Source organism: Alcanivorax sp. DG881, assembly GCF_000155615.1.
Classification (GTDB): Bacteria; Pseudomonadota; Gammaproteobacteria; order Pseudomonadales; family Alcanivoracaceae; genus Alcanivorax.
Genome location: NZ_DS989915.1, coordinates 2613222 through 2637339, shown reverse-complemented (window position 1 = coordinate 2637339; position 24118 = coordinate 2613222). Strand labels below are relative to the sequence as shown.

The 24118-nt window shown below is 60.1% G+C and carries 11 protein-coding genes; all 11 read right to left on the bottom strand.

The annotated features are described in order from the left end of the window. Nucleotides 1-150: 150 nt before the first annotated feature. Entirely contained in the window at nt 151-3111 is a 2961-nt protein-coding gene (locus tag ADG881_RS11910; RefSeq protein ID WP_007150101.1) for an Ig-like domain-containing protein, read from the bottom strand. A gap of 18 nt (nt 3112-3129) precedes the next feature. Further along, nucleotides 3130-4488, bottom strand: a complete 1359-nt coding sequence (locus ADG881_RS11905; protein WP_007148683.1) for an OmpP1/FadL family transporter — start codon at nt 4486-4488, stop codon at nt 3130-3132. 321 nt (nt 4489-4809) lie between these two features. Then, complete coding sequence (locus ADG881_RS11895; RefSeq protein WP_007150186.1) at nt 4810-8052, bottom strand: Ig-like domain-containing protein; 3243 nt, start codon at nt 8050-8052, stop codon at nt 4810-4812. A 12-nt stretch (nt 8053-8064) separates the two neighbouring features. Beyond that, nucleotides 8065-9420 carry an outer membrane protein transport protein gene (locus ADG881_RS11890; RefSeq protein WP_007150394.1) on the bottom strand — a complete coding sequence of 452 codons (1356 nt, stop codon included), beginning with the start codon at nt 9418-9420 and terminating at the stop codon, nt 8065-8067. Between the two features lie 717 nt (nt 9421-10137). Continuing rightward, nucleotides 10138-13311 (bottom strand): Ig-like domain-containing protein, encoded by a 3174-nt coding sequence (locus tag ADG881_RS11885; RefSeq protein WP_007149871.1) that lies wholly within the window; start codon nt 13309-13311, stop codon nt 10138-10140. Between the two features lie 6 nt (nt 13312-13317). Next, entirely contained in the window at nt 13318-14682 is a 1365-nt protein-coding gene (locus ADG881_RS11880; RefSeq protein WP_039926687.1) for an outer membrane protein transport protein, read from the bottom strand. A gap of 427 nt (nt 14683-15109) precedes the next feature. Then, the gene (locus tag ADG881_RS11875) at nt 15110-16492 is read right to left on the bottom strand and encodes an OmpP1/FadL family transporter (RefSeq protein WP_007150006.1); all 1383 of its coding nucleotides are present in this window, start codon (nt 16490-16492) and stop codon (nt 15110-15112) included. A gap of 100 nt (nt 16493-16592) precedes the next feature. Further along, complete coding sequence (locus ADG881_RS11870; protein ID WP_007150207.1) at nt 16593-19886, bottom strand: Ig-like domain-containing protein; 3294 nt, start codon at nt 19884-19886, stop codon at nt 16593-16595. 298 nt (nt 19887-20184) lie between these two features. Continuing rightward, nucleotides 20185-21720, bottom strand: a complete 1536-nt coding sequence (locus tag ADG881_RS11865; protein WP_232211722.1) for an iron ABC transporter permease — start codon at nt 21718-21720, stop codon at nt 20185-20187. Nucleotides 21721-21762: 42 nt separating this feature from the next. Then, nucleotides 21763-22773: an extracellular solute-binding protein gene (locus tag ADG881_RS11860; protein ID WP_039927433.1), complete on the bottom strand. Its 1011-nt coding sequence runs from the start codon at nt 22771-22773 to the stop codon at nt 21763-21765. A 60-nt stretch (nt 22774-22833) separates the two neighbouring features. After that, on the bottom strand, nt 22834-24102 hold the full coding sequence (locus tag ADG881_RS11855) for a UbiH/UbiF/VisC/COQ6 family ubiquinone biosynthesis hydroxylase (RefSeq protein WP_007151363.1): 1269 nt from the start codon (nt 24100-24102) through the stop codon (nt 22834-22836). Between the last annotated feature and the right edge of the window lie 16 nt (nt 24103-24118).

Sequence of the window (24118 nt, the reverse complement as noted above, 5' to 3'; positions counted from 1 at the left end):
GCATCCGGCGTCGGGCGGTTGGCAAGGTGCGGGGTATTCGCGATAAACCCATCAAGCGGCCAGAAGCGTGTTACTCATTCTAATCCGCGATGAACCACAAAAAAGCCGGCCCGCAGGCCGGCTTGAGCATCACCGTCAGGGACGGTGGCGTTACTGCGGTTTCTTGATGGACCCGCTCTGGAAGGTAAGGTTCACCCCACCCTCCGGGATCTGCAGGTCAATGGTGGCCAATGCCCCGCCAATACGCACGTCGATATTCTGCGCAGCCAGGCTCACCAAACCGATGACCAGACGGCCATCGGGGAGGAAATCCACCGGACCGGACAACTGGAGGTCATCCAGCGGGTAACTGTGCAGATTGAACGGCAGCCCCAGCGGCGCTTCCATTTCCGGCGCATCGAGCAACAAATCCAGCGTGGTGTCGAACATCAACTGGTCTTCTGCCGCGTCGTAGCGGATCCAGCCGGTTAGCGGCTGCGTCCGGTTGCCACTGCCATCGTCGGCATAACGGGCACGCATGACCAACGGCTCGGTGGGCACGTTCGGGCTGACCAGACCGGCAATCTGTGCGTAGACGTCGGTGTTGGTTGTCATCAACACCGGCGGATACAGCGTCACCTCCACCGCCTGTTCAGCTTCGTTCCAGCCCACAATATCCGCGTTGATACCGCCATTGAGATAGGTGAATTTATCTGCCGGGCAGGTTTCGTTGATATTGCAGCCAATGTTTGCCTCAGTGGCGATGCCGCCGGTGTCCAGCACCGCCAGCTTGGCGGCATTGGTCGGGGTGGGATACTGGCCGCTGCCCGGTGGCTCTTCCCGGGCCTTGGTTTCGCTGTCGTCGAGCAGGAAGTTAGCATTCACATCCGCCTTGGGCAGGTTGCGCAGCGGCAACAACACATTGTCGGTGGCCGCGGCGCCAGTGAAGGCAATCGCCATATCCGGCCCGCCTTTGTCCGCATCCGGCCCCAGTAACTGGGCGGTCTGCAGAGGCATGTCATCTTGCGAACAGATCACCTCACCGGCGCAACCCGCCTGCTCATGGGATGCCAGCACATACCGGTAAAGCACTCCCTCTTCCCAGGGCTGTTGCGGGGTAATGGTCAACTTGCGGGTATCCATGCTCAGGTGAGCGGGCACCGCTTCCTGGCAATTACCGGCGGTGTCGATTTTCTCTACCCGCACACTGCCTTGCCCGCAGGCGCTGCCCAGCACCATGCTGTCGGCCGCCATGTTGCGTGAGAACTGCACTTCGATGGCACGGTTGGCGGGCATGGTGGGCACGGGCAGCAGATCACCGGCCTGATCCTGATAGGCGCTGGCGCACTCACCCTGGATACCGTTGCCCAGGTCTTCACTACCGGGATCAATGGCGCAGCCATATCCGGGGTACACCGTGGTGGTGTAGGGCGTGCGCGGGCTGTTGGTGGTCGCATCCACCATGGTGAAATCAAGAGTTTCCGGGTTCGCCGGGTTACCACTCAGGTCCTGCACGCCATCGGTGAACGCCACCTGATAGTCGCTGCCGAAGGCCAGCGGTTGGTCCGGCGTCAGCACCAGTGATGCACCATCCAGGCGCCACTGAAACGGTACATCCGCGCCCTGTTCGGTAAGCGTCACGGTGGAACCGGGGACGATGGACTCCTGGTTCGGGGTTTCGTCGAAGTTCAGCACCACCGGGTCGCCAGGGCGGAAACGGTCGGCGAAATCACCGGGCTGCCAGCTTTGCAGGCTGGGACCGGTGATATCCACCTCAGGCTCCGGGGCGGTGGTCTGGTCCGCGTAGGATTCCATGTGGAAACTCAACACCCCGTAGGCGGTTTCTACCCCTAACACTTCCGGTTCAATCACCCCGATCGCATCAATCACCATGCGCCCATCAACAACAATGGCACGCCCCACCAGCTCGACCTGCAATAGCGTCTGGGTGAAGGCACCATTGGCGCGGGAGTCAGCCGTGGAGAAGGCCAGATCCAGGGTCAGCTGCACCCGCCGCGGCGCTTCCGGGGCGGCACTGTACGGGGCCGGCGACAAATAACCGGAGGCATCGGACAGGAAGCTGACGGTGACATCACCGGAATCAAAACCCGCCGGCAACTGGCCGCCAATCAGCACCTCAAGGGGCTCACCCTTGAGCAGTGAGCCCTTGCTGATACGCAGCGGCGTGGCGTCCGGAAAGTCCGGCACAAAGGCCAGTTCCGCAAACACGTTGCCGGACAATTTGGATACCGTGGTGTCACCCAGCAACTTGGCGATCAACGGCACGCAGTTGATCGGCTCGCCACTGAGCGGCGACAGCATGACACCGTCCTCGCCACAATCCTTGGTGGGATCTGCGGCCATGGCTTCCAGCACCAGGGTTTCCCGCGGGGTGGAATCTTGCGGGGTCAGGGTAAAGCTGTTTTCTCCGCTGTAGGCGACACCGGTCTTGCTGGTCAGGGCGCTGTCCAGTTCCAGGGTGTAATCGCTGCCCGGTGTGAGGTCGTCCTGCGGGTCCAGGGTCAACCGTGTGCCGCTCACCAATAGGGTGGCAGCCACCGGATTGCCGCCGGCATCGTTAAGGCTGACCGTGGTGTTATCCACGGTGGTGCGATCCAGTGGCTGCGAGAACTGCAGGTGAACGGTGGAGAAGTCCATGAAGGGCTGGTCGTCGCCACCCGACGGCATTTTCCGGCTAATCACCAGCTGATCCGCGTTCTGCTGCTGGTCCTGCGGCCCCGTGCCGGCGGAGCCGGTGGTGAAGTTCAGGGTGCCATCACTGAAACCCTGCAAATCCATACCATTCAGGCTCAGGGTGTAGTCACTGTTGAACGCCAGCGGCAGACGCGGGGTGATCACCACGGAGCGCCCCTGATCTGCCTCACTCATGTCCACATCAACGGCACCATCCGGGCCGGTGAGAGTAATGTCGGCCAGCGTTAGATCCGGCGCCTCGGAAAACTGCACCACCAGTGGCGCATGCACCGATATCTGGGTTTGCTGGTCCGCCGGGTAGCTGTAGAACACCTGCCCGCTGTTGCGACCGCTGTAATCCACGGTCTGTTCACTGCCACCACCACCGCAGGCGGTCAGCACCAGTGCGGTGGCGAAAAGTACGCTCGTTCGCATCATTGTGTTTGCCTCCCGGGCTTAAAATTTCAGGGTGATGGAGCCGCTGATCACATTCACGTCACCGCTGGCTTCCACCTGCTCGCTGGGCTGCGGGTAGACCGCGGACTGGGTGTCGTAAATGTCGAAGGTGCGGTCTTCCAGAATCTGGTGCTGGTAGGCCAAATCAAAACGGACCGGGAAAGCCAGGAAACGCGTTTTCTTGTACTTCGCGGTGACGCCCAGGCCGATAATCCACTTGTCCGTATCCAGGTAGTTCACATCTACCGATGCATTGGATTCCAGCGGCGACTCGCTGTAAGCCACCCCACCGGTGAACGAAAAGTTTTCATTAAGACGGAACTCGGTGCCGATGCGCGGGATGATCACGTCCTGAAAGGTCAATTGCCCGGGCTGACCACTAACGGCCTGATCCTTGATGGTGTCATTCTCGAACTCCTCTTCCAGCGCGGACCATTCCTGCCACTCAATGGTCACCCCGGTGCGCCAGCGGCCGGCCTGGTACTGCACGCCACCGGCGAGAATGTTCGGCTGATAGGAATCCAGGGTGTTGATGTTGAGCATCAGGCCCGGGTTGGGAATCACCCCGGGAATCACCGCATTGGCGTTCACTTCGGTTTGGGTGTTGGAGTAACCGCGATAGGAAAACGCCGTTTCCAGGCCGTTGAACCAGCAGTCGTCGCCTTCACCGCAGAAAGTCTCGCCCCAGTCCATGTTGATACCGAAGATCGGGCGAATGGACGGTTTGGCGGAGACATCCAGTTCTTCGTACTGGGTGTTGCCGGCTAGGTCCGTGGTGGCGGACAGATCCGCCGCCGCATGCAGGGTAATCCGCGCGGTGGCGCCCACATCGATGCCTCGCCACAGCTGGGTAGCGCCGCCCAGGTTCAGGAACAGAGGCTGGCGGCCATATTCAAAATACTGGCCTTGCTGGGACGTGGAGGAATCAAACGCCAGCATTTCTTCACCGTACTTTTCTACCCCCAGCATCAGGCCAAAATAAATCGGATGGTTGTACTGGGTGAGCGAGGTCAGGTCGGTTTTCATGCCCAGCAGTATTTGCTGGGAGGGGGAATCCTGCAGCACATCACCATTACGGATCGGCGCATCCGCGCCGCCCAGGCTTTTCGCACGCAGCTCGTGCTCAGCATGCATCAGGCCGGTGGTCAGCTCACCACGGGGATCCTTGGCCAGCGCCGCCGGATTGTAGTACGTGGCGGACACCTGATCATTAAACAGGCTGAGCGCCTGCGCAGAGGCAATATCCGAGGGCAGTACGCCATAAGTGGTGCCGATATTACCCATGCTCGCCAAGGCAACAGATTGCACCAACACACCACCGACAACGGCGGCGACACGTCCCGAAAAAGACACAGTCATTTGTTGTACTCCTACACTGTTTTCTTGTTGCTTTTACGTTGTCTGTCGCCAGGGCGGCGACGGGGGGAGCTCACCCTATGCAAAAGTGAACAGACACTCACATAGGTAAAAAGCGCTATTTGGCGTCAATCACGACGGCAAACCGTAAAATTCTTTTAAACAGTGACAGGGTAGACAGAGTATCCACCGACGAGTTCGGGCACGGGCGTGCCACCTTGAGGGATTGGGCGGGGTTTCACGACAAGCGGCCGCTGGCGGCCGACAGAAAAAGCAGCGCCCCGACAAGCGGGGCGCCACATGATGCACAAAGCACGATCCGATTTACTGGATAGACGCACTCTGGTAGCTGAGGTTGATACCGCCCGGCGGGATCACCAGTTTCACTTTACCGCCTTCCAGGCCGGCCAGGGTGATTTCCAGGTCCACATTTTTCGGCTGGGCATTCTGCAAACCAATGAACAGGCGCCCATCGGGCAGGAAGTCCAACGGCCCTTCCAGATCCACATTATCGATGGGCAGGCCTTTAACGTTGTGCTCCAGGCCCAGTGGCAGGCTCAGTGCCGGGGCATCGAACAGCAGGTCGAAGGTGATGCGGAATACCGGGCCGTCCGGGGTGTCCACGATATAGCCCACCGGCGGAATGGTACGGTCGCCGTTTTCATCTTCGTTATAGCGTACCCGCATGATGTTCGGTCCCGTGGCGGTATCGATGGGCACCAGCCCCACATCACCGACCACCGACAGCAGGCTGTCCAGCACCCCGTCGCCACCGAACTCACCGGCCAGTGCCGAAACGGTGTCGTTCACCAGCCCCAGGGTGACTTCCAGTACGCCGCCCAGAATCGGGCCAAGCACCGGGATGGAATCCAGGGTACTGCCGCCATCCAGCACATTCAGGTCCAGCCCAACCACTGCCGTGGCATCCAGGTTGGTCAGCGCCACGGTGGTCGGATAAATCACCACCGGCACGCCCTGCTCCACCGGGTCGAAGTCCAGGATCTCGGTGTTCAACAACCCGCTGATATAGAGGATACGGTCACTGTCACACTGCGCCTGATCATCCGCGGTAAACGGCGGCGTCCCCTCATAGCCACACCCGGTATTCGCGGTGGTCACCAGCCCTTCACCACCGCCATCGCGGGGCAGGATCATGGTGGCGTTGGCCGGCGTATCCAGCGGATCGATTACGTCACCAGTGAGAACCGGCTCATCAGTATCAATCTGGAAGTTGTTATTTACATCCACACTGGGAAGGTTGGCCAGTTCCTGGAAAATGGTGTTGAAGGGCACGCCACCACGGAACAGGATTTCCATGTCCGGGCCGCCTTCCTTCAGACCACCACCCAACAGCGGTGCAGTCTGCAAGGGCAGGCCGTCCACCGAGCACATGCCCGCACAGCCCGTGCCGCCACCATTGGAGGCCAGCACATAGCGGTAGAGTGCATCTTCTTCCCAGGCTTGCTCAGGGGTGAAGATCAATGCCCGGGGCTCAAGCGTCAGCTCACCGTCCACATCTTCCCAGCTGCCGCCATTGTCTTTCTGCACCAGCAGGGTGTCGCCCAGAGTGATGGTGGCCGGGTCCATGTTCTGGGAGAAGCGCACCTTGATGGGCCGGTTTGCTGGCAGGTCCACAATGGGCAGCTCGTCCACTTCAACCTGTTCGCCTTCCGGGCTGGACGAAATGCAGACACCCTGGGTTCCCGCATCAATTTCACCCTGGGTAGCGGTGGAACTGGCACACGGGAAGCCGGGATACACGGTGGCCGCAAACGGGCCACGACGCACATCGCCACCATCGTCGACCACGTATTCGGGCAGGGTGAAGTCAAGCGTGCTGTCCCCTTGCAATGAATCAAGAACCTGCAGGGAATTACCTGCCAGATCCGTGATCGCCGGGGTCGTTGTCACGGCGTATTCCACGCCGTATTCCACCGGAGAATCCGGCGTAATCACCAGCGCATTACCGCGCAGCTCCCACTGGAAGGGCTCATCAAGGCCGCCCTTGGTCAGCAGCAGGGAATCACCGGCCACAATGCTGTTCGGGTCCAGCGCTTCGTTGAAGTGAATGACGATGGGCTCACCGGGCTCCATGCGATCCGCCACATTACCGGGCTGCCAGGACAGTTCCTGACCGTTGTCACCATCCAGTACCGGCACAAACGGGTTGATCGCATCCACCGGTTTCAGCGGTGCATTTTCCTGGTCCTGGTAGGACTCCATGCGGAAGCTGAGCACGCCGTAGCTGTTTTCCACACCCAGTACACGGGGCTCTACCACGGTGATCGCATCGGTGTTGAGCTGGCCATCTTCAATCAGGCCGGTGCCCACCAGTTCCAGGTGCATCAGGTTCTGGGTAAAGGCGCCATTGGCACGCGCATCAGTGGTGGACGTGGCGACGTCCATAAACAACCGCAGCTGCTTGGGCGCGTCGTCACTTTCCGCATTGGGGTTGGGGAACAGATAACCGGTGGCATCGGAAATGATTTCCACGGTCACTTCACCGGAGTCGAATCCCACCGGCACTTCACCGCCAATGAACACTTCCAGCGCATCCCCTTTCAGGATCCCGCCACGCTGCACCCGCAAGGGCGTCACGTCGGGGAAATTAGGGGTGAAAGCCAGTTCGGCGTACACGTCACCGGACTGCTTGGACACGGTCTTGTCCTGCAGCAAGGTGCCAATAACCGGGACACAGTTGATCGGCTGGCCGGTCAGTTCCGACAAGCGTACACCGTCGTCCAGGCAACCCAGCGAATCATCGGCTGGCGGTGCATTGGTTACCAGCACCGCACGCTCCCCGGTGGTGGGAGAGGTGGTGTCCTGGGGTACCGTGGAGTGCGAATAGGCGGCAATATCTTCGCCCAGCTGACTCTTCACACCGTTGACACTCAGCTCATAGGTATCACCAGGCGTCATGTCTTCCAGTGGGTCCACGGTGATAGTGGTCCGACCGACCAGCAGCAAGGCGGGCACAACCTCACCATTGTTCATCAGGCTGATGGTGTCGCCGTACACAGCGGAAGAAGCATCAATGGGATGGGTGGTACGCAGACGGAACGAAGAGAAATCCATGCTCTTGAATTGCCCGTCATCCGGGAAGATGGATTCTACTTCAAAGCTGGCAGCGGTCTTCTGGGTCTCAATGGGACCTTCCAGTGCCGCACGGGTGGTGAAATTCAGGGTGCCGTCTTTGAAGGTAGTGGTTTCACCCAGCACGGTGACACCATTCATCACCACCTTGTAGTCCGACGCCGGCTTCAGGGCATCGTCCGGCGTTAACACCACCCCCCGGCCGTCGGCCACGGATTCCAGCGTAAACGGTACCGCTTCATCATCCGGGCCCGTCACGGTGAAGTTGCTGGCGTCCGCCGTCACTTCATGGCTGAACTGCAAGGCAATGATGGCACGCGGCGCGACCTGCTGCTGATTATCCAGCGGGTAGGTGTAGTGCAGATTGCGAGCGTCAAAGGTCGGTGTATTGAAGCTCACGCTATCGTCGCTGCCGCCGCAACCGGCGACCAGTGCGGCCGCCAGTGCAGTGAGAGCCAGTTTGTTATTTTTCATGGGGCACCTCCGTTAGAACTTCAGCGTGATGGAGCCGGAAAACACATGGACATCGCCATCAGCCGTCACGACTTCGTAAGGATTGGCCACGCCAGGGCGTGTGGTCGTCAGCTCGAAATCACGCTCTTCCAGTTTCTGGAATTGGTAACCAAAGTCCAGGCGCAGCGGGTAGGCCAGGATCGGCGGATTTTGAATGATCAGGGAGCTACCCACGCCAGCAATAATCTTGTCGCTATCCAGGTAGTTCACGTCCGGAGTCTGGATACTTTCCAGCGGGCTTTCCTGATACGCCACACCCGCAGACAGAATCAGGTGTTCATTGACCGTCCACTCTGCGCCCACGCGGGGCACCACGATATCCTTGAAGGTCGCAAAGGCCTGATCTTTCACGGTGTCACGGGCTAGTTCATCTTCCAGGTCGTTCCAGTTCTGTTGCTCAACCGTCACCGCCGCGCGGAAGTTATCACTGAAGTGATAAAGAATACCGGCACTGAAAATATCGGGCTGATAGGAATCGATGGTATCGATGAGTACGGTAATACCCGGGTCAATCACGGTACCGGGGATGGTCAGGTTGGACTCCACCGAGGTGCGCGCTTCGGTGTGGCCACGGAACGCGAACGCGGTTTCCAGGCCGGTCCAGATGCCGCAATCTTCCTTGCCGCAAAACACTTCGTCCCATTCGAAGTTGATCGACAGTACCGGACGAATCACCGGCTTGGCTGTCACGTTCAATTCTTCGTATTGGGTTTCACCGGACAGATCCGCACTGGCCACCAGCTTGGCGTCGGAACGCAGGGAGATATGTGCAGAAGCCCCGGAGGTAATCCCGTTGGCCAGCTCGATGCCACCACCCAGGTTCAGGAACAATGGCTGACGACCGTAGTTGAAAAACTGCCCTTCCCGAGAATTTTCGGATTTGAAGGCCAGCATTTCTTCACCGTACTTTTCCACGCCGGCAATGATGGCGAAGTAGATGGGATGCCCAAACTGGGTCAGATCGGTGAGATCGGTTTTCAGGGCGATAATCTGTTGCTGGGAATCGGTATCGTTGAGCACATCGCCGTCACGAATAACCGCCGCGCCACCACCGTTGGGATTGCCCTGACTCACCGCCCGGAGTTCCTGCTCACCGTGCAGCAAGCCCACTGTCAGCTCCCCACGGGGATCCTGGGTCAGGTAGGCCGGGTTGTAGTACAACGCGGACGCCTGGGTGTTGAACATGGAAAGCGCTTGCGCGGTCCCCACATCCGTCGGCAACAGGCCATAGGTGCTGGCCGTATTGCCCATGGCGGCATAAACAGGACTGGACAAGGCAGTTGAGATAATCGCAGCAGCCCCCCAGCGGGACAGATTCTTGGTTGTCATAGCGCGTCTCCGGCGTTTGTTATTCGGTTTTTCGCCCAAGGTTTACCGTCTCAGGCGCTGGGAGAACAACACGTGAAGGCTATGCAGCCTCTCGCTATTCCCCCCTGTGTATATGCAATAAGTAAAACAAAACGCCCGTGCTACAGCCGTTGAGAAAAGGTTGGGATTGGTTGAGAAAGGTACGCGCAAGGGCGGGATATGCAGCGAAGTGTTATGGATCTGTAACGGGGAGTGGCCAGTGGTGAAGTCGGTTACCGGGCCGAAAAGGTAGCAGGCCGATTACGGCAGCCAGCTCAAGCGCCTGTGCGACAGGCATAAAAAGGTTCATCGCGGAATTGAGTGATCCGCCGGCTGCAGAGCTTGTCTGATTATCCCGCCTTGGCCGCCGCTGGACGCCGGATGCCCGACGACGGACGCTGGCATTCAAAACCTGAAAACCTTGCCCGCCATACTCTCTGTGCAAAATGCATTACCCGATTATTGCCTCAATGATGGCCCTGACAATTCCTCAAAATACCTCTCAAAAGAGAGGCCGGAATAACGACAGCCTCTCAGGCGATGGAGGTTTACGTCAGGCATCCGGCGTCGAGCGTTTGGCAAAGTGCCGGGTATTCGGGATAAACCAGGCTGATGGCGAGAAGCGTTTTATTCACTCTAATCCGCGAAAAACCATAAAAAAGCCGGCCCAAAGGCCGGCTGTAAAAACACAAACATCCGTTATTGCTTGATGGGCTCACCCAGGTACTGGAGTTTGACGCCACCCACCGGGATCTTCAGGTAGATCTCCGGGCTGGACAGCAACACACTCAGCACCACATTCACCGGAATCATATTGGCATTGACCTGGTTGATCACCATGCGGCCATCCGGCAGGAACGTGACCGGCCCGGAAAGCTTCATGGTAATCGGATAGCTATGCTGGTTGTGTGATCCGCCGGCGACGATATGCATGTAAGGCGCATCCAGATACAAATCCACATTGGCACGAAATTCCGGGCCATTGTCGGTCTGCACAATCCAGCCGGGGATCAATCCCTGGCGCTCGATTTCATCGTAGACATAGCTGCCATCCGGGTTCTGTTTGCCACAGTAGTTGTCGGCATCGTCCGGCCAGGGCACACAGTGATACCGCATGCGCATGAACTGGGTTTCCGTTGGCGTTTCACTGGGAATGAAGCCCAGGATTTTCACCAGCAGAGTCACCGAGGATGCCTGAATCATGGTTGGGTACAAACCAATACGAACCGCCTTCATGGGTTCATTCGTGGCGGGATCGATTACCTCTTCACCGGTCTCCAGATCGGTATAGACCGCCGAGCCGAATACTTCTGAATTCAGCGCACCCGTGACATGGATGTCGCACTGTTCCGTCACGTCGCACAACAGCTCCGGGTCGTACAAAAGCCCTTTTCCATCATAGCCGTCGAGGATGAGATCCGTGGTATTCACCCCGGGTTCATTCCCTCCGTAACCCGGCTCACCACTATCAAAGTGGCCATTACCATTGAGATCCGCGGTGGGCAGGTTTTTCAGCGGCTGGTACACCGACACCCTCGGCGCGGCCCCGATAAAGTGGTTCTCTATATCCGGGCCACCCATATCATTGGCAGGGGCTCGCAACATGGCGGTCTGCAAACGTTTACCATCGGTAGCGCAAATGGCTTCGCCGGAGGTGCAATCATCCGGCAACTGGCCGCCGGTCGCGTTCACACTTTGCAAGGCGTAGCGGTAATACACCCCTTCTTCCCAGGGCTCATCCGGGGTGAAGACCAGGCTGCGCGTCCCCACCTCCAGTGAACCGGTGACGCCGGATTCACAGCGATATTTGCGCTTTTCGCCATCGTCATAACGCATTGGCGTACCCGTGGCCGGGTTCAACTCCACTTTCTCTACCCGGAAGCTGCCCACATCACAGGCGGTGGTGTTCTCGAAGACCACAGAGGCCGGGGCAATATCGCGGGTGAAGTTAATCCGGATAGCCCGGTCTGCAGGCAGGCTGGACACCGGGTTGCGATCATCTTCGGTCTTACCGCCCTGACAGAAGCCGTGGTTGCCAAACTCGATTTCCCAATGCTCCTTGTCACTGGCGCACGGGAAGCCCGGGTAGGTCGTCAGCACACGGGGCGGCGGCAAATCACCGATACGGCTAGCCAACTCGAAACCCTGGTTGACCGGGTTGACCGGATTACCGGCCAGATCCGTCACGGAACCCTCCACCACAGCGGTATAACTTTCACCAAAGGCCAGCGGCTGGGCCGGTCGCATCACCAGGCTGGCACCGTCCAGATACCAGTCGGTGTCCACATAGCTACCATTTTGCTGCAAACCAAAACTGGTGCCGGCGAGCAGGGTTGCGCTATCCAGCGGTTCGCTGAAATTGAGTATCACTGCATCACCCGGGCGCGCGCTCATGGCCATGCCATTGCCATCCACGGCGGGCACCATGGATTGCAGTACCGGAGCGGTCATATCCGGCACCGGCTCAGGGGCGTTTTCCTGATCCTCGTAGGATTTCATGTGGAAACTGAGCAGGCCGAAGGCGGTTTCCTGCCCCAGCACCTTGGGTTCCACGATACCCACCGCGTCAATTTCCATGCGGCCATCCTGCACCAGCGCCATGCCGTTCAATTCCACGTGCATCAGCGTCTGACTCAGCGCGCCGTTGGCTTCCGGGTTTTCCGCCGTCATGGACACATCCATGTACAGCTTCACCTGTTTCGGCGCTTCATGGGCATCGCTGTAGGGGTTGGGCATCAGGTAGCCGGATGCATCGGACAGGAAGGTCACGGCAATGGCGCCGGTCTCGATACCTGCCTTCACTTCGCCGGCCACTTTCACTTCGATGTTGCTGCCGCTAAGCAGGCTGTTGCGAGGAATGCGCAGCGGCGAGACTTCCGGGTAGTTGGGCAGAAATGCCAGCTCGGCGAACACATCGCCGCCCTGCATGGTGGCATCCTTGCTGCCCAGCAAGGTGGACTGCACCGGCACACAGTTCATGGTGGCACCGGTCAGCTTGGCCACCAGCGCGCCGTCCGCGTTACAGGGATCGTCCGCCTGGTCGGTGGCACTGACCACGTCCTGCACCAGGGTTGCGCGGGGCCTGGAGTCTTTGGCCACCCAGGTCTGCTCGAAACCACCGGTAAGGCTGTCATCGGATTCGCCACGCACCGAGGTGCTGAACGACAGGGTGTAGCTCTCGCCCGGTGTCAGGTCTTCCAGTGGATCCACCGTGACCGCATTGCCTTTTACCAGCAAGGCCGCAGGCACCAGACCGTCACTGCCTTCCAGCGTTACGGAATCGCCATACACCAGGGTGCCGGCATCCAGCATCTGGTTAAAGCGCACCCGCAGAGTGGAAAAATCCATGAACGGCAGCTGTTTACCATCCGGGATCACATTACGCACCGCCAGGTCCGGGGCGGCCATGCGGCTGGACATAGGGCCATCGCTGGACAACCGGGTAACGAAATCCAGGCCGCCATCCGGGAACACCGGGGAGCCGTTTTCCGTTTCTATGCCATTCAGCACCAACCGGTAGTGGGTATGGGTTTGCAGCGGCGCATCCGGCTGCAACATGACACCCATGCCCCCATCAACCGGTTGTGGCGCCTGCAGGGCCACCTTATTATTGCCGGTATCGGGGCAATCCCCGTCCAGCTGGGCACATTCCAGCAACGTAAAGTGGCTGGCATCCACTGTGACCGGATGGGAAAACCGAATGGACAGCGGCGTCTTTGGTGCCAGATCCTGCTGACCGTCGTAGGGGAAACTGTAATAGACCTCACCGGTCTGCCAGTTTTCCAGGGTGGGCTCGTCACCGGCCTCACCGCCACAGGCCGCCAGCAAGGCAGCTGCTGTAGCCAGAGATAGCGCTTTTAATTTCATCGCCATTACCTCCTAGAATTTGAGGGTGATGGAGCCGGAGAAAACGTGTACATCGCCTTCCGCTTCCACGGTTTCGTAGGACTGCGGGAAGCTCGGGGAACGGCGGTCGTACAGATCGAACTCGCGCGAGTCGAGCTGTTGATACTGGTAGGCCAGATCAAAACGCACCGGGTAAGCCAGCACCGGGACGGACTTGTACTCTGCAGTGAGACCCAGGCCCAGAATCATCTTGTCGGCATCCAGGTAGTTCACTTCCAGTGATGCGTTGGAATCCAGAGGCGATTCACTGAACGCCACGCCGCCTGTTAGCTTGTAGGTGTCGTTGATATTGAATTCGCCACCAATGCGCGGCACCACAATATCCTTGAAACGCAGCTCGTAAGGCGCGCCGCCGGTGTTAACGGCCTGGTCCTTGATGGTGTCGCCTTCCAGCTCTTCTTCCAGGCTCGACCATTCCTGCATTTCCAAGGTTACCCCAACGCGCCAGCGCTCCCGGCCATAGGCCAGACCGGCGGCATAGATATTCGGCTGGTAGGAATCGATGGTGGTAATCGCCAGGTTGATGCCCGGGTCCAGCACGGTGCCGGGGATAGTGATAGTGGAATCCACCGTGGTGTTGGTGTTGGAGTAACCACGGTAACTGAACGCGGTTTCCAGCCCGTTGAACCAGCAGCTATCACCTTCACCGCAGAAGCTTTCGCCCCAGTCCATGTTGAGGCCGAAGATTGGTCGAATGGAGGGCTTGGCCGACACATTCAGGGTTTCGTAGCTGGTTTCCCCAGCCAGTGTGGACGTCGCGACCAGCTCCGCTTCCGAATGCAGGGTAATCCGTGCGGACAGCCCCATATCCAGGCCACGCCAGATTTGCGTACCGCCCCCCAGATTCAGGAACAGCGGCTGGCGACCGTATTCGAAATACTGGCCGGAGGTGGAGGTCTGCGAATTGAATGCCAGCATTTCCTCGCCGTATTTTTCCACGCCGAGCATAAAGCCGAAGTACAGGGGATGGTCATACTTGGTCAGGGAAGTAAGGTCGGTCTTCATGCCCAGCAAGACCTGCTGTGACGGTGAATCCTGGAGAATATCGCCATCGCGAAGCGGGGCAGACCCGCCACCGACGGAACTGGCACGCAGCTCATGGTCCGCGTGCAACAGGCCGGTGGTCAGCTCACCGCGGCTGTCCTTGGCCAGATAAGCCGGATTGTAATAAGTAGCGGATACCTGGCTATTGAACATGGACAAGGCCTGGGCGGAGGCCAGGTCGGAGGGCAGCACCCCATAGGTAGTGCCGATATTCCCCATGCTGGCCATTACCGGTGACACAGACACAGCGCCAATTCCCGCCAGAACGGCAGGAAGTAATTTCCGTATTGTCATGAAGCTCTCCACAAGACGCGCCCGAAACGGGGCCGTTGTTATTATTTGGCGGTACGCAAATTCAAGCGCACCTGACCGTTATGCTGAGCAGTTTTTTGCTCACCATTATTGGCATCATCGTGCCAAATAGTGGAAACATTTAATCACGACAATGTCGCAAAACCTCACTGGGTTTACATATATACACAGAAATATACAGATGAACCACATTCGGAATACGCCGTTTTTCGTAGAAAACAGCCGGGAAGTCACGTTTTTGTCCCGATAAACGGCAATCCCCCACGACAAGACACCGGGACGATTGCACGACTGTTAACCTCATGAGGCGCTCAACAAGCTGACACCCACGGGCCGCACCAGGCACAAAGAAGAAGGCCGCAGGTGGCACCGCCAGGACAGCGGGCCACAGGCAACCTCGAAGGGGGGTTCAGAACTTAACGGTGATGGAACCGGAAAAAATATTGGCCTCACCATCCGCCGACACGGTTTCATAGGGGTTGGTCACCCCTGGCCGGGTCGTGGTCAGCTCAAATTCCCGCTTTTCCAGCCTCTGGAACTGGTAACCAAAATCCAGCCGCAACGGAAAGGCCAGGACGGGCGGATTACGAACAATCCAGGAGGCGCCCACCCCAACAATCGTCTTGTCACTATCCAGGTAATTCACATCCGGGGTTTGCAGGCTTTCCAGCGGGCTTTCCTGCCAGGCCGCCCCGGCGGTGAGGATCAGGCTGTCGTTCACCGTCCACTCGGCCCCGATGCGTGGCACCACAATATCCTTCAACGCCACATTGGCCTGATCCTTGATGGTGTCACGGTCCAGCTTGCCTTCCAGGTCCTGCCAGTTCTGCTGCTCCACCGCCAGCGCCAGGCGGAAACGATCGCTGAGATGGTACAGCAGGCCCGCGCTGTAGATATCCGGCTGATAGGAATCCAGTGTATCGATCAACAGCGTAATGCCCGGATCCACCACGGTACCGGGAATGGTGATATTGGATTCCACCGAGGTGCGCGCTTCGGTATGCCCGCGAAAAGCCAGCGCGGTTTCCAGATCGCCAAGAAAACCACAGCGATCGTTATTTCCGCAGAACACTTTCCCCCACTCGAAGTTCACCGACACCACCGGGCGAATCACCGGCCGGGCGGTGACGTCCAGCCTTTCATACTGGGTGTTGCCGGCCAGATCCGCGCTGGCCACCAGGGTGGCATCGGAGCGCAAGGACACGTGCGCCGAGGCACCGCCGGTAATACCATTGAACAACTCGACACCGCCCCCCAGGTTCAGGAACAGGGGCTGGCGACCGTATTGGAAAAATTGCCCTTCGGTGCTGGTTTGTGAATTGAAGGCCAGCATTTCCTCACCATACTTCTCCACCCCGGCAATGAAAGCAAAGTACAGCGGGTGGTTGAATTTGGTCAGGTCCGTCAGGTCGGTCTTCATGGCGATCAACACCTGCTGGGAAGGCGCATCGCTGAGCACATCGCCTTCGCGGGTCACCGGCGAGCCGCCGCCGCTCGGGCTTCCCTGGCTGGCCGCCCGCAACTCCTGGCCGGCGTGCATCATGCCCAGGGTCAATTCGCCGCGCGGGTCGCGGGTCAGGTAGGCCGGGTTGTAATACAGGGCTGACGCCTGGGCATTGAAAAGCGACAACCCCTGCGCCGACGCCACGTCCATGGGCAGCAATCCATAGGTACTGGCCGTATTGCCCATACCCGCCTGGGCCGGGGTACTGACCCCGACGCCCAATCCTGCAGCCAGAACCACGCCGCACAGCAACGTCGCCAGCCGGCGATACGCTTTATTGATGATCATGCAACTTCTCCATTTTTTTATCTGCGGGCTGCCTGGCCTGCATCGCGACACAGAACAGGCAGCAGCGCGCTTGTTATTACTGCCGTCTCCGGCAGATGGATCAGGGCTTCACCGGCTCGCTCACATAATTGAGCTCGGTCCTGCCTGCCGGAATCTGCATGTGAATGGCATCCACCCCCTGAACCAGATCCGCCACCATGCCGCCCAGATACACATCCACCGGCAGGGCCTGGGTACTGAGTTGATGAATGTCCAGCCGGCCGTCGTCCAGAAAAGTCACCGCCCCGGATAGCCCCAGCGTAAGCGGGTAACTGTGCAGGTTATGGGTGAAGGGCTGCGCCATCCCGGCCAGCACGGCGACCGGCTCCAGTTGCGGCGCATCCAGATACAGATTCAGGCGGGTGACAAACTGCGGCTCGCTGGCGCCTTCAACAATCCAGCCTTTCACCCGGCCCTGGTCCTGGGCGGCGCAGGGTGCCGAGGCCGCGGGGTTGGCGTCACAGGCATAACGGATACGCATAAGCTGCGGACCGGTGGGTGCGGGCATCACCGCCTGGGTCAGGTTGGCGGCGATGGGGGTCAGGATCGGGTAGACGGTAGTGCCTGTGGTCACGATCCGGCTGGGGTGGATGTAGGCCAGCACGCCCCCCTGTGTCTTCACCACATCGGGAATCAACGGATCATCACCGAAACGGGCAAGCACGTCCCCTGCGCTCAGGTAGCCGTCGATCTCCGCTGTCAGGTTGCCGCTCAGGAACAGGTATTGGTTATCCGGGCAGGGTGCCTCGGGCATATCCGTATAGAGATGGCTGTACTGCGCTTCCAGGGCCGGAAACGCACTTAGGTCCGGGGTGACATAGTCGTCACTGGGGCAGCCGATATCAAAGTCGGCAATAAGCTGGCCCTGTGCCGCCGGCGTTCCTTTTTCCAGAAACGCACTGTTAAGAATGGCGCTGGCCTCCGTGGAGGGGGCTGCCTCACTGGACTCACGGATCAGGCTGGCATTCACGTCTGCCGTAGGCAGGTTCCGCAGCCCCTGCAGCACCTCACCGCTTGCCTCACTGGCGCGGAAATACACCACCAGCGATTCGCCGCCCTGTTGTGCCCCGGGTACGTTTTCCGGGCCCTGATACAGCAGCCGGGTTTGCAACGGCAGGCCTCGCCCATCGCAAATGGCGTCCACCCCACAGGCCGGATTATCGACCACAGAATGCAGGGTATAGCGGTACAACTCTCCAGCCTGCAACGCCTCCTCGGGGGTAAAGGTGAGCGTGTGCCCCCGGGCATTCAACACGCCGGGCAGCGCATTGCCTTGCGGCTGGCCCGCATCGTCGACGGCCTCCAGCACAAAGGTCTCGGCATTCACGGAATCCGCATCCAGGGCCTGGGAGAAGGTCAGCTTGATGTCGCGATTAACCGGCAAACGGGCCAGGGGAAGGTGGTCATCTTCCACCACCGGGCCCGCGCCCTCCGGCGCGGTGCCGGTGCCATCACGGCCACCGACGCAACGCCCGGCACGATTGGCAGCCAGATCCCGGCCCACGGTATTACAGGGAAACCCCGGATAGGCAGACAGCACCAGCGGCGCCCGGGCGTTCCCGGCGGCATAATCCGGCAGGGAAAAAGTCAGGGTATCGGCCAGCGCGCCGTTGCCGGCGATGTCGCGAATACCGTCGGTGAACAACACCTGATACTGCGCACCATGGGCCAAAGGCTCTTCCGGCTGCAGCACCAGGGCCGCGCCATCCACGCGCCACTGAAACGGCTCCGGCATGCCGTCGCGGGTCAGCAGCAGAGTGTCATCTGCTTCCCCGGCGGCCTGCACGCTGCCCGGGTCCAGCGGCTCACTGAAGTTGAGTACCACCGGGTCCCCCGGCCGCTGCATCAAGGTGGCTTCACCCGGCTGCCACGCTTGCAAAGTCGGGGGTGTCATATCGTCCTGCGGTGCCGGGGCATTGTTCTGGTCCGGGTAGGATTCCATATGGAAACTGAGTACCCCGTAGGCGGTTTCCACCCCCAGCACCTCCGGCTCCACCACGCCCACCGCATCGGTGACCAGGCTGCCGGTGCTGGTATTGGCCTTGGCTGTGCCGACCAGCTCCACCTGTAGCAACGTTTGGGTAAAGGCGCCATTGGCACGCGGTTCTTCAGTGGCAAACGCCACGTCGATATTCAGGCGCAGCTGCCGAGGTGCATTGGGGCTGACACTATTGGGGTTGGGAATCAGGTAACCGGTGGCATCGGACAGAAACGTCACGGTGACCTCACCGGAATCAAAACCGGCATCCACCTGCCCACCGATCATCACTTTCAGCGGATCCCCTTTCAGTAACGCACCACGGGGAATGCGCAGCGGGGTCACTTCCGGAAAATTTGGCGCGTAGGCCAGCTCCGCAAACACATCACCGGACTGCCGCGACACCGTGGTGTCACCCAGCAACCGGGCGATGACCGGCACACAGTTGATGGCCATGCCGGTGAGCATGGAGGTACTGGAAGGTGACGGCTGATCGCAGTCGTCAGCGGCGGCGGCACGCTGGACCATGGTGGCTCGCGGCTCCGTACTTCTGGCTACCCAGCTTTTCAGCATCGGGCTGTCCAGCCCATCGCCGGCCAGCCCTTTCACTCCCGGCATAATCAACAGGCTGTATGACTGACCGGGGATCAATGTCTCCTCCGGGTCGAGCACCAGTGCGCTGCCCTTCGCCCACACTGCGGCGGGCACTTGCTCACCGCCGGATGTCAGATTGACGGTATCACCATACTTCACCGTTTTCGGGTCCAGCGGCTGATTGAAGCGCACACTCACGGTGGAAAAATCCAGTAGCGGCAAGTCGCCGTCCGGCACGATACGGGTGATCGCCAGCTGCGGGTCCGGCACCTGATCCCGGATCGACCCTTCACGGGCTATCCGGGTGCGAAACGCCAGGCTGCCGTTGGGCAGGCTCACCCTCTGATCATCAATGACCAGATCATTCAGCACCAGGGAATAACCCGTGCCGGTTTTCAGTGCACCGACGTCCGGCGCAAGCACGACGCCCCGGCCGTTGCCACTGCTGTGTGGCGCTGCCAGTGCCACGCTGGCCACAGCGCTGTTCGCATCACAACGGCGGGCATCCGGGGCGCATTCGTAGAGGCTGACATTGCTGGCGTCCAGCGACACCGGGTCGGAAAAACGCAGGACGATCGGGGCATGGGGTGGCACCGCCTGCTGTCCATCATAGGGGTAACTGTAATAAAGCCCCCCTTTCCCGCTGTCATCGAATGCGGTGGCCCCCTCCTCGCCGCCACAGGCAACCAGCAAGGCCAACAAACTCACGCCCATCAGGCTCTTCAACCATGGGCACAAGCGCAGAAAAACGCGCCGATCGAGAAACACGGTCAGGGTTTGCATTGGCATCTCCGTGCACCGGCATGCCATCGTCACGACGAAGCCGGGCTTTATTGTTATTGCGGGCAGGCATCCATTGCCTGCCACCGCGCCACGGCAATTCATCCATGGCGAAAGGGGAAAGTAGCAATACAGACAGGGAAAAAAACGATGACCGGATCACACTATTGAAAATAATGCTCACAACTGTTCACAAGAGAACTAAAAACATAATGAATCAGTAGTAAGTCATTAACTAAAAACAACTTTACTACTAGAAAATGGAGGGTTAAATGTGAACGATCGTGCAAATAAAGCCTGACTAACGGCGGCGACTAAGCACGATGACAGGCACCAGCCCCAGCAACACCAGGGTCAGTGACGGGGCGGCGGCGCGTTGCCACTCCCCTTCGGCGGTAAGCTCATAGATACGTACTGCCAGCGTGTCCCAGCCAAAGGGCCGCAGCAGCAGAGTGGCAGGCATTTCCTTCATCACATCAATGCCCACCAGAAGCAGCGCGGTGAACAGCCCCGGCAGCATCATCGGCAGATAGATCCGGCGCCCCACATCGGAGGCGGACGCGCCCAGGGTACGGGCTGCTTCCACCAGGCTGGGGCGCACCTGTTGCAACGCGTTTTCCACCGGGCCGAAGGCCACCGCCAGAAAACGCACCACATAGGCCAGAATCAGCGCCGCCAGCCCGCCCACCAGCGGAATCGCCAGGCCCCACTGGTCCAGCCGGGCTTCCACGGCGCTGAAGCTGACCATGATGCCCACCGCCAGCACCGAGCCGGGTAATGCATAGCCCAGGGTGGCCAACTGCACCGAACCGGATACCGCCCGCGACGGCTGGTGACGCTTGACCCAGGCCAGCCAGCTGGCCAGCACCAGCACCAGCGAGGCGGCCATGGCGCCCAGCAGGAAGGTGCGCCAGATCAGGCTGAAGAAGCGGCTATCCAGCCCGTCGATGCCCGTGCCTACCACCCAGTACAACAGGCGACACACCGGCAGCAAAAAGGCCATGAACAGCACCGCAAAGGCGAAGGCGGAGATCAGCCAGGCAAAACGCGGTCGCACGCGCATGACCTGCCGCCCTCCCAGTTCGCTGAAACGGGCCCGGCGCCGGCCACGGCGCTCCAGCCACAGGGAGACCAGCACAAACAGCAACAACAACGACGCCAGCTGCGCCGCCGCCTGTAAATTGAACAGCCCGTACCAGCTTTTATAAATGGCAGTGGTAAAGGTGTCGAAGTTGAATACTGACACCGCCCCGAAGTCCGCCAGGGTTTCCATCAACGCCAGCGCCAGCCCGGCAGCAATGCCCGGCCGCGCCATGGGCAACGCCACTTTGAAAAAAGCACGGAGCGGGCCATCACCAAGAATCCGTGCCTGCTCCAGCACGGCACGGCCCTGGGCCTGAAAGGCCAGCCGCGCCAGCATGTACACATAGGGGTAAAGCACCAGCGAGAGAGTCACCACGACCCAGAGGGGATGGCGGGCGCTGAAGCCGGGGAAAGCACTCCACCAGCTGCGCATCTGGGTCTGGATCGGCCCGGCATAGTCGAGCAGATCCACCAGCACGAACGCCAGCACATAGGCAGGCATGGCCATGGGCAGCAGTAACGCCCATTGCAGCCAGCGACGGCCGGGGAAATCCAGGGTGGCCACACACCAGGCCAGGGTGATGCCCAGCAGCGACACGCCAATGGCCACGCCGATCATCAGAAATACCGTGTTGCCAATCAGGCGCAACAGCACCGTGTCCATCAGGTGCTGCCAGGTCGCCCATTCCTGCTGTCGCCAGGCAGCGAGCAGCACCAGAATGGGCACCACGACCAACAGGGCCAGCGCAATCACGCTGGCCCCACTGAACGAAAACGCGCCGCGCCGAATCACCGGTTAGCGGTATCCGGCGCGGTCCATCAGTTTCACCGCCTCCACCTGGAGGGCACCGGCCACACTCACGTTCAGATCATCAGACTTGAACTCGCCCCAGGAGCGCACTTCTTCCGGGGGTTTCACCGACGCATTCACCGGGTATTCCAGGTTGCGGTCGGCCAACAGTTGCTGGGCGGCGGGCTGGGTCATCCATTCCAGCAGGGCTTTGGCTTTTTCCGGATGCGGCGCATTCGCTGTAACCCCGGCACCGGAAATGTTCACGTGCACGCCGCTGCTCTCCTGGTTGGCCCAGAACAGCCCCAGCGGCAGCTGCGGGTTATCGCGCTTCATGCGGCCGTAGTAGTAGGTATTAACGATGCCCACATCACATTGGCCGGCAACGATAGCTTCCATCAAGGCGGTGTCGTTGGAGAACACATCCGTGGCCAGGTTGGCCACCCAGCCGCGCACGATTTCTTCGGCCTTTTCTTCGCCAAGACGCTCAATCATGGTCGCCACCAGCGACTGGTTGTAGACCTTCTTGGAGGTGCGCAAACACAAGCGCCCTTTCCATTTCGGGTCGGCCAGGTCTTCGTAGGTAGACAGCTCGCTGGGCTGCAACCGGTCCTTGGAATACACCAGTGTGCGAGCGCGCACGGTCAGGCCATACCATTGCTTCTTCGGGTCGGTGAGCGCATCGGGCACATTGTTTTTCAGCACCACGGATTCCACCGGGCTGAGCAGGCCTTTTTCTGCCGCATTCCACAGATTACCGGCGTCCACAGTGATCAGCATATCCGCCGGGGAGCGTTCACCCTCGGCCTGCAAACGGGCGGTGAGGGCCGAGGCATTGTCGGTGATGTAGCGGATTCGCACACCGGTGGCCTCGGTGTAGGCATCGAACACCGGTTTGATCAGGTGATCGTTGCGGGAGGTATACACCACCAGCTCTTCATCGGCGGTCGGTTCGGAACACCCCCACAGGCCAGACGCCACAACCAGGGCGCCAACTATGATGCCAAACACGCGCATATCCATTCGCTCCAATTATTCGCAAACAAGAATGATTCTTAACTTCCGCCAGTATGGCAGCTAACGCGAGTCAGCTCTAGCGCCAAACGCTGGCGGTTTTGCCCGGGCCGGCAAATCCGTGGTTCGCCCCATGGCCTGACGGGCGAAAAAACCTTTCACCGGGCCGGCCTGATTGACCCAGCGCATGCCCGTGTTCCGCAACCAGCGCACCGGCATGGCACGCTGCTCGAACAGGGACTGGAAGCCGCGCATGGCATTCTGCATCAGCAGGTTTTCGCCGCGGCGGCGGCGCTGATAACGCGCCAGGGCGGCCGGGTCGGCACAGTCTCGCCCGTGCTCACTGGCCCGCGCGATTTCTTCTGCCAGCACCGCCGCATCCAGCAAGCCCAGGTTCACACCTTGCCCGGCCAACGGGTGTATCACGTGGGCGGCATCGCCCACCAGCGCCAGACCAGCCGCCACATACTGGCTGGCGTGACGCTCCTGGATCGGGAACACCGCCCGTTCGCTGAGCAGGGTCACCGGCCCCAGGGCGTCGCCCACGGCGGCCTGCAATTCTGCCGCGAAAGAGACCGCATCCTTGTCGCGCAGTTCCGCAATTCGTTCCGGCCAGCCAGACCAGACGATGGAACACTGACGCTGATCCCCTTGCTCCGCGTCCGTGAATAACGGCAACAACGCCAGCGGCCCGCTTTCCATAAAGACCTGCCGGGCACAGGTGCCATGGGGCTGCGCGGTGGCGATGGTCGCCACCAATGCATGATGGCCACTGTCGCGCGGACCACCACTGATGCCCGCCTGTTCGCGCACCTGCGAGCGGGCACCGTCGGCCCCTATCAGCAGATCTGCCTGCCAGTGTGTATCGCCACTGCGCACCGCCCATTGGCCGGTGTCGGCATCGCGGCGCAGGGCATCCACCTGCACGCCGCACTGCCAGTCCAATGTCGGCAAGGTGGCCGCTTTCTGATACAACGCGGCGGCCAGATGCCCATTCTCCAGCAACCAGCCCAGGCTCTCGGCGCCCACCTCCTCCGCCTGAAACAGCACCTCGCCGGTGCCATCCTGGTCCCACACCTGCATGGCACTGTAGGGCTGCACCCGCGACACATCCAGATAATCCCACACCCCGGTATTACGCAGCAGCCAATGGCTGGCTTCGGTAAGCGTGGACACCCGCAGCTGCGCCTTACCCTGCGGTATGGCCGGGGCAGGCGCACCGTCCAGCACGGTCACCTTCAACCCTTGCTCCGCCAACAGCACTGCCAGCAACCCACCGGTCATGCCACCGCCAACGATGATGATGTGTTGTTGATCAACCTGTTGTGTCATGGGTGCGGCTCTCAAA

Excerpts from the sequence above, each read along its gene's own strand:
- ADG881_RS11910 (WP_007150101.1), bottom strand. The coding sequence starts at position 3,111 with ATGATGCGAACGAGCGTACTTTTCGCCACCGCACTGGTGCTGACCGCC.
- ADG881_RS11905 (WP_007148683.1), bottom strand. The coding sequence starts at position 4,488 with ATGACTGTGTCTTTTTCGGGACGTGTCGCCGCCGTTGTCGGTGGTGTG.
- ADG881_RS11895 (WP_007150186.1), bottom strand. The coding sequence starts at position 8,052 with ATGAAAAATAACAAACTGGCTCTCACTGCACTGGCGGCCGCACTGGTC.
- ADG881_RS11890 (WP_007150394.1), bottom strand. The coding sequence starts at position 9,420 with ATGACAACCAAGAATCTGTCCCGCTGGGGGGCTGCTGCGATTATCTCA.
- ADG881_RS11885 (WP_007149871.1), bottom strand. The coding sequence starts at position 13,311 with ATGGCGATGAAATTAAAAGCGCTATCTCTGGCTACAGCAGCTGCCTTG.
- ADG881_RS11880 (WP_039926687.1), bottom strand. The coding sequence starts at position 14,682 with ATGACAATACGGAAATTACTTCCTGCCGTTCTGGCGGGAATTGGCGCT.
- ADG881_RS11875 (WP_007150006.1), bottom strand. The coding sequence starts at position 16,492 with ATGATCATCAATAAAGCGTATCGCCGGCTGGCGACGTTGCTGTGCGGC.
- ADG881_RS11870 (WP_007150207.1), bottom strand. The coding sequence starts at position 19,886 with ATGCAAACCCTGACCGTGTTTCTCGATCGGCGCGTTTTTCTGCGCTTG.
- ADG881_RS11860 (WP_039927433.1), bottom strand. The coding sequence starts at position 22,773 with ATGCGCGTGTTTGGCATCATAGTTGGCGCCCTGGTTGTGGCGTCTGGC.
- ADG881_RS11855 (WP_007151363.1), bottom strand. The coding sequence starts at position 24,102 with ATGACACAACAGGTTGATCAACAACACATCATCATCGTTGGCGGTGGC.